6 protein-coding genes and 1 tRNA gene are annotated in these 7,927 nt (G+C 39.5%); 6 read left to right on the top strand and 1 reads right to left on the bottom strand.

Features of this window, described 5'->3' with window-relative positions:
• The first annotated feature begins 21 nt into the window (after positions 1–21).
• Positions 22–378, top strand: coding sequence for an MFS transporter (locus ACEYX7_RS09955; RefSeq protein WP_374900517.1), 357 nt, complete (start codon positions 22–24; stop codon positions 376–378).
• An 11-nt stretch (positions 379–389) separates the two neighbouring features.
• Positions 390–605 (top strand): hypothetical protein, encoded by a 216-nt coding sequence (locus ACEYX7_RS09950; RefSeq protein WP_374900516.1) that lies wholly within the window; start codon positions 390–392, stop codon positions 603–605.
• 78 nt (positions 606–683) lie between these two features.
• Here the strand turns inward: ACEYX7_RS09950 and ACEYX7_RS09945 are convergent, their stop codons facing one another.
• Entirely contained in the window at positions 684–2,843 is a 2,160-nt protein-coding gene (locus ACEYX7_RS09945) for a malate synthase G (protein WP_374807095.1), read from the bottom strand.
• Between the two features lie 344 nt (positions 2,844–3,187).
• Between ACEYX7_RS09945 and ACEYX7_RS09940 the strand changes: the two genes are divergently transcribed.
• From ACEYX7_RS09940 to ACEYX7_RS09925, 4 genes are all read left to right on the top strand, one after another.
• Positions 3,188–3,272 (top strand) — tRNA-Leu (locus ACEYX7_RS09940).
• A gap of 441 nt (positions 3,273–3,713) precedes the next feature.
• Positions 3,714–4,361, top strand: a complete 648-nt coding sequence (locus tag ACEYX7_RS09935) for a lysophospholipid acyltransferase family protein (RefSeq protein ID WP_374805284.1) — start codon at positions 3,714–3,716, stop codon at positions 4,359–4,361.
• Positions 4,362–4,399: 38 nt separating this feature from the next.
• The gene (gene mutS, locus ACEYX7_RS09930; RefSeq protein WP_374807094.1) at positions 4,400–7,069 is read left to right on the top strand and encodes a DNA mismatch repair protein MutS; all 2,670 of its coding nucleotides are present in this window, start codon (positions 4,400–4,402) and stop codon (positions 7,067–7,069) included.
• 102 nt (positions 7,070–7,171) lie between these two features.
• The gene (locus ACEYX7_RS09925; protein ID WP_374805286.1) at positions 7,172–7,882 is read left to right on the top strand and encodes a hypothetical protein; all 711 of its coding nucleotides are present in this window, start codon (positions 7,172–7,174) and stop codon (positions 7,880–7,882) included.
• Positions 7,883–7,927: the final 45 nt, after the last annotated feature.

Here is a 7,927-nt window from a genome sequence, read left to right as displayed (position 1 = left end):
TATACCTGTTAAGCGTTTAAATTGGCTGTCGCTAAAGCCCTTGATTGTTTCGTATCTCATCTTGTCATTATATCAAAGCTTTCGCAAGAGGTCTATTATTCAGGACTAGTGTTATATCCAATATATTTCCTTAACATAATGAATTATAGCTTTATTTTATCTAGTTTAATCATAGCTATACATGGTATAGGTACACTGATTGGAAGAAAAATGATGATTCCTCTTATTCAAAATTATAGCCAAAATAAAGTCATCTATTTATGTATTATTTTGAGTGCTTTTTCTAGCATTTTTATGCTAAAATTATTCTCATTAAATTACTATCAATATATAATGGCTATTGCTGCATTTATAAGAGGATTTTCTCTTGGCATTTAACCATTTTATCTATGTCAGACGCTTACCGCAATATAGAAATTGAACAAATTGCTAATGCAAGTGCCATCTCTCGTATGGCGACTTACCTTGGTGCAACCGTTGGATTTTCTTTGATTGGTGTAATGATATCAATGAATGACCCACATTACTTATATGCCCATTTATGTATTATTATGACTAGTTTATTAAGCTTATATCCTTATCTTTGTATCAAAAAAATAGAATAATCATTTCAACAGAGTAAGAAAAGCATAATATCCGAAAATATTATGCTTTTTTTAGATTATCGATTTGATTAAAAACGATTAATCGCCTTGATAGCCTTTTAATTTCAAACGTGCTGCGTGCAATAACGGCTCAGTATAACCTGATGGCTGTGCCACACCTTTAAAGATCAAATCAGACGCCGCTTGGAATGCAATACCATCAAAATTCGGTGCCATAGGTGTATATAATGGATCGTCAGCATTTTGCCCATCGACCACTTTTGCCATACGTTTCAGCACTTCTTCCACTTGCTCTTGGCTCACAATACCATGACGTAACCAATTGGCAACGTGCTGTGAAGAAATACGCAAAGTCGCACGGTCTTCCATCAAGCCTACATCATTAATATCTGGTACTTTTGAACAGCCCACACCCAAATCTACCCAACGCACCACATAACCCAAAATACCTTGACAGTTGTTTTCAAGCTCTTTGGTGATTTCTTCCGCAGTCCAGTTGGTCTCTGTAGCCAATGGCGGTGTTAATAAATCATCTAGACTACGCATTTCACTAGTTAGTAATTGCTGTTGGCGTTCAGCAACATTGCATTGATGATAGTGAATAGCATGAATCACCGCACCCGATGGCGATGGCACCCAAGCACAGCTTGCACCAGCTTTCGGATGCTCGATTTTGGTTTTGTACATATCCAGCAACATATCTGGTTTTGGCCACATGCCTTTACCGATTTGTGCTTTACCCAATAGACCAGTCTGTAAACCAATCATCACGTTACGATTTTCATAGGCATCAAACCATTTTTGTGCTTTGATTTCGCCTTTACGCACAAATGCACCCGCTTCCATAAAGGTATGAATTTCATCACCTGTACGATCCATAAAGCCGGTATTAATAAAAATCACACGCTCTTTGGCAGCAGCAATACAGTTTTTCAAATTGGCAGAAGTACGGCGTTCTTCATCCATAATACCCACTTTTAAGCTTTTCGCTGGCAGACCTAAGGCTTGCTCAACTCGCTCAAATAGCTCTACCGCAAATGCTACCTCTTCAGGACCATGCATTTTTGGCTTCACGATATACATTGAACCTTTGCGAGAGTTACGCAAAGTATTTTCGCCACGCAAATCTACAATCGACAATAATGGCGTGATCATGGCATCCATCATGCCTTCAAAGATTTCTTTGCCATCTACCAAAATCGCCGGATTGGTCATCAAATGTCCGACGTTACGCAATAACATCAATGAACGACCATGCAAATGGGCTTTTTCACCATTCAAGGCGGTATATTCACGGTCTTGGCTTAGGCTACGCGTAATGGTTTTACCGTTTTTTTCTAGCTTTTCTTGCAAGTCACCTTTCATCAAACCAAGCCAGTTGCGATAGCCTTCGACTTTCTCTTCTGCATCAACCGCAGCCACTGAGTCTTCCAAATCCTGAATTGTGGTTACCGCTGCTTCTAATACCACATCTTTTACGCTTGCTTTATCCGCTTGACCGATTGGGCTAGTGGCATCAATCTCAATAATTGCATGTAAGCCATTATTTTTGAGTACAATTTCAGTTGGTTGATTGGCTTCACCATTGAGTCCGACCAATTGCGCTGGATTTTTTAGACCAACCGTTTTGTCACCGATTTTAGCTTGTAAAGCATTGTCTTTAATGCTGTATTGTTCTACATCAGCATGCGAGCCTTCGGTCAATGCAAACGTTTCATCCAAGAAATTCTTGGCAAATGCAATGACTTTTTCGCCACGTTTTGGATTATAGCCTTTACCTTTTTCTGCACCGTCTGTTTCTGGAATTACGTCAAAGCCGTACAATGCGTCGTACAATGAACCCCAACGGGCATTGGCAGCATTCAAGCAATAACGGGCATTACGCACAGGCACAACCAATTGAGCCCCTGCCAATACCGCAATTTCATCATCAACATTTTCAGTACTGATTTTAAAATCGGCTACTTCGGGCACAAGGTAGCCAATTTCGGTTAAAAAAGCTTTATATTTTTCTAGGTCAAAACTGTTATCACGATGCCATTGATCGATTTTGGCTTGGATATCATCACGTTTCGCCAATAAGGCTTGATTTTTTGGGGTCAAATCTTTGACAATCTTTTCAAAATTCGCCCAAAAGCTTTCGCTGTCTAACTTGGCAACAGGTAGAGCTTCTTGCTCAATAAAATCATATAAGGTTTTGTCAATCGCGAAACTGCCTTTTTGGATACGTTGTGTCATCGCCTTTTCCTTTAAATTCGGTGATTCGGTCAGTCCAGTATAACAGCAAAAAATGATTTTTAAACAAAAATAAATTATCTAAATAATAGTGATTGCATACCTAAATACTAAATAAAAACAATCACATAAAATAAGTAAAAAATCACCCTATGAGATAGCAGACCATCTGTTGCCATCAGACGCTCTGCTTCTTGAAAAAAATTGATGCAGAAACTATCGCTTTTGTATTCTGAATAAAAAACAAAAATGACAAGCTCATCGCACATAAAAACAACAGTCGAAACATTTTATAAAAAAAACACTTGGCAAAGTCATATTTGCTTGCTAATATACGCATCACCAAAGGGGGCGTGGCGAAATTGGTAGACGCACTGGATTTAGGTTCCAGCGGAGCGATCCGTGAGAGTTCGAGTCTCTCCGCCCCCACCATATTATTTATTATAATTAATTATTGCTTTTCTACTTCATTCATATTTTATCACGATATTTAATTTTTGTATCGAAAAACCAAATTTTTCCATTTATTCTTTTTAATCAACACATTTCTCATTGTTACTAAACATTTTAATTTAATTTTTTATGGCTGTGTGTACTGCTTTACTCATGCTTCAAGATTAAAAACCACAAAGTGACTGATTTACTTTATAAAATTTAAGGAAAAATATATTTTTCAGTGCTGCGACTTTATCTATCCATAGATCAAGCTATCTTTAAAATCATCATCAATATCTCTCACACTTCAATGAGTTAAATTTTAAGCTAAAGCCCGCTTTTATATACAATTGTCCTCTTTTTACTATGGTGATTCATGTGAAAAAAATCTATCATATATGCAATAGCAAATGAATGATGAACTTAGGATAATATGTCATGAAAGATTTACCTATTTTGACCGCACAACAATTAGGCGAAAAAGTGCCACGCCGTGGCGGTACGTGGATTGCCAAACTTGCCCAAAACTTTTTAAATCGCAGTGGCTGGAAAATTGTAGGCGATATTCCAAATATTCCTAAGGCAGTGATTCTCGCAGCACCGCATACTTCTAATATTGACGGCGTATATGCTATTCCTACACTACTTGCCCTAGATGCTGACATTAAATTGATGGGTAAAAAACAATTATTTCAAGTGCCTGTTTTGGCTCAATTTTTAAAATGGGCAGGTGTAATTGCCATCGACCGTGAGAAAAAAGGTTCGACACTACAAGCCAGTATTGACCGTTTTAAACACGAAGATAAGCTATTTTTAGGTTTGGCAGCAGAAGGCACACGTAAATATACCAAAGCATGGAAAACCGGTTTTTATTATATTGCACTGGGTGCAAACGTGCCAATTTTGCCTGTGGCGATGGATTATGCACGCAAAGAAGTGCAGTTTTTAGCCCCATTTTATCCAACAGGCGATATTGATCAAGATTTGGCAGAACTCTATCAGCGTTATGCAGGCGTGATGCCAAAGCATCCACAAAACTTATCGCAACCTTTGCAAGATGTAAATCAACACTATTTTGCAAAATAATTTTTTGTTTTTATATATTTTAATTTTTAGGTTTTGTCATGACTGATACAAAAGATTTTTCACAATATACCCCGATGATGCGTCAATATTTGCAAGTCAAACAGCAATATCAACACGCCTTATTATTTTATCGTATGGGGGATTTTTATGAATTATTTTTTGAAGATGCCAAACTTGCCAGTCAAATTCTCGGGATTACCCTAACGCAACGTGGCAAAAATGATGGTGAACCGATTCCGATGGCAGGTGTGCCTTATCATTCTGCCGAAGGTTATTTGGCAAAATTAGTCAAGGCTGGGCAAACCGTTGCCATCTGCGAGCAAGTCGGCGAAGTCACAGGTAAAGCCCCTGTTGAACGTCAAGTGGTGCGTGTGCTGACCCCTGGAACACTGACCGATGATGCCTTACTCAGCCGTGAACAAAATGTGCATTTAGTGGCGATTGTACTCAAACAACAACAAATGGCAATTGCGATTTTGGACTTGAGTGCAGGACGTTTTCGCGTGCAACAGCAAGCCTTTTCTTTGGAGCAATTGGCGTTGGATTTGGCACGCATTGCCCCAAATGAAATTTTGCTTGATGAAGATTTGATTGATAAAAACTTAATTGATTTTCTAAAACAGCACGTCAATTGTGCCATTACCAGTCGCCCAAATGTGGATTTTAACCTTAAAAATGCCTATGACACCTTGTGCCAACAATTTGGCGTGGCATCGCTGACCGCCTTTGCTATTGATGATTTGCCTTTGGCACAAGCGGCGGCAGCTGCCCTGATTCATTATGCCCGTGAAACACAAAAAACCACTCTCGCCCATCTCACCAGCATTACCTTAGAACAAAGCGACCAATTTATTGCCCTAGACCCAACCACTCGACGTAATTTGGAAATTATTGAGCCATTATTTGAACATGGTACATCATTATTTCAATTGCTCGATGGCTGTAAAACCGCAATGGGTTCTCGCCTATTGGCACGCCAACTTACTCAACCTATTCGCAATCATCAAGCTTTGGCTTTACGTCTAAATAGTGTGCAAAGTCTATACGATGGCTTTCATGAAGAGCCGTTGCGTTTGGTGTTAAAAGAAATTGGTGATATTGAACGGGTGCTTTCTCGTGTGGCTTTGGGTACGGCTCGCCCGCGTGATTTGGTGCAATTACGCCAAGCGTGTGGGCAATTGCCATTTTTACAGCACGCTTTGCAACCGCTATTACAACAAGCACAGCAAAGCGAAAAAGCCGATAATCAAAATGATATCGCCCTATTAGCTGAACATTTAGGGCAATTTAATCATATTTATCAACGTTTAATTGATGCTATTGTAGAATTACCACCGGTATTATTGCGTGAAGGTGGGGTGATTGCCGAAGGTTTTGATGCCGAATTGGATGAATTACGTCGTATTCGTGATGATGCAGGGCAATTTTTACTGGATTTGGAAGTGCAAGAACGGGAACGCACAGGCATTGCGACGCTAAAAATTGGCTATAATCGTGTCAGTGGCTATTATATCGAGCTATCAAAAGCACAAGCGGAAAACGCCCCAAGCCATTTTATCCGCCGTCAAACACTGAAAAATGCCGAGCGATATATTACCCCTGAGCTAAAAAATTTTGAAGATAAAGTCTTGTCTAGCGAAAGCCGTGCTTTGCAACGTGAAAAAGCCTTATTTGACAGTTTATTAAAAGAGCTAGGACAAGAAATTCACGCTTTGCAAAAGATGAGCCAAGCCATTGCACAATTGGATGTGTATTGTAACTGGGCGAGCCAAGCCCGTTTACGTCATTGGAAACGCCCGACATTCCAACAAGAACAAGGCATTCATATCCAACAAGGCAGACATCCAGTAGTGGAAAGCTTAAGCCGTCAGCCTTATACCCCAAATGATACACTGCTCAATCATCAACATCGCCTAGCGATTATTACAGGTCCGAATATGGGTGGTAAATCGACCTTTATGCGGCAGACGGCTTTGATTGTGTTATTAGCCCATTGTGGTAGTTTTGTGCCTGCGGAACGTGCGGTATTAAGCCCGATTGACCGTATTTTTACCCGTATTGGTTCGGCTGATGATTTGTCTTCGGGCAAATCCACTTTTATGGTGGAAATGACCGAAACCGCACAAATTTTGCATCATGCGACTGCAGATTCATTGGTATTGATGGATGAGGTTGGACGTGGCACCAGTACTTATGATGGCTTATCCTTGGCGTGGGCGTGCGTATTGGATTTGGCAAAACGCATTAAATGCTTGACCATGTTTGCGACGCATTATTTTGAGCTGACCGAGCTTGAGCATGAAAGTGGCGTGGATAATTATCATGTGGTTGCCAAAGAGATTAACGGGCAATTGGTATTATTGCATAAAGTGCAACACGGTGCAGCCAGTCAAAGTCATGGTTTACAAGTGGCAAAATTGGCAGGTATTCCAAATAGTGTGATTAAATCAGCACAGAAAAAGCTCAATCAATTGGAACAACACCAACCGACCACTACACAGCAACAACCTGATTTATTTAATGCAAATTTATTTGATGAAGAAGCAATTAATGCTGAGCCTGTATCACTGGTCGATGACGTACCACCACAGCCATCGCCTGTGATTTTGCAATTGCAAGATATGAATATTGATGATCTAACCCCACGGCAAGCGTTGCAAGCGTTATATGATCTCAAACAATTGTTAAAACAAAATCAAGCAGATTGATTTTTCAATTTTTAAGTCGTTGGCTATTATTTGATTGGATTTTATCAAGCATTCCACTTATGATAGCCTACGATACATTTATAGGATACAAAGGAAAAGTTTATGAGTTTTAAAGGCATCTGGATATGGGACGAGGCTTACGGCGTACCAACAAGTTATGAACATGCACTGGAAATGACCGAAAGCATAGGAAGCATTGAAACAACACACGAGAATCTTGCCTATGAATTTTTTGCCAAAGAACTACAAAAATATGCTCGTCAAGCCAAACCATACTATGACGATGACACAATAAATTACTTAGCAAACTACAAAAGCAAAATCAACTCCTTTGCAGTATCACTACTCACATTTAACCGCCTACCAGAAGAATTGATGGAAGAATTCAGCGGTCTTATCGTACATTTCGCCACAGAGTTAAACCTTGTGGTATTGCATGCTGAAATAGAAGTGGTATTTTTACCCGATGGTGACATTATCAGCGAAAGTAATAGCGACATATGGGAAGACTTTGCAGATAATGCCTTACAAGTCTGGGCAGACAAAATCAAAAGCTTGGAACAGACAAGAAGCGACAGAGACGAGATACCACCGACCAATGCCTTAATCAAAAAACATATTGCCAAAGTTGTGCAAGATAGACTTAAAGAAGCGGGTATTACAAAGTATAAAAAGATTGAAACGACAAGTTTTGAGATTAACACAGAAGCGTATGAGTACAGTTTATCAATTCATCCTGAGATTGACCTATTAGAAAAATGGGATCACGATATTATCAAAGTCAATAGACCTCTTGCGAAAGTTTTGATATAATGACAAGATGAGATACGAAACAATCAAGGGCTTTAGCGACAGCCA

Origin of the sequence: Hubeiibacter jixunmingi (genome assembly GCF_041928215.1) — a bacterium.
GTDB lineage: Bacteria > Pseudomonadota > Gammaproteobacteria > Pseudomonadales > Moraxellaceae > Acinetobacter.
Note: the sequence above shows the minus strand (reverse complement) of the source record. Positions and strands in the feature narration are given on the sequence as shown.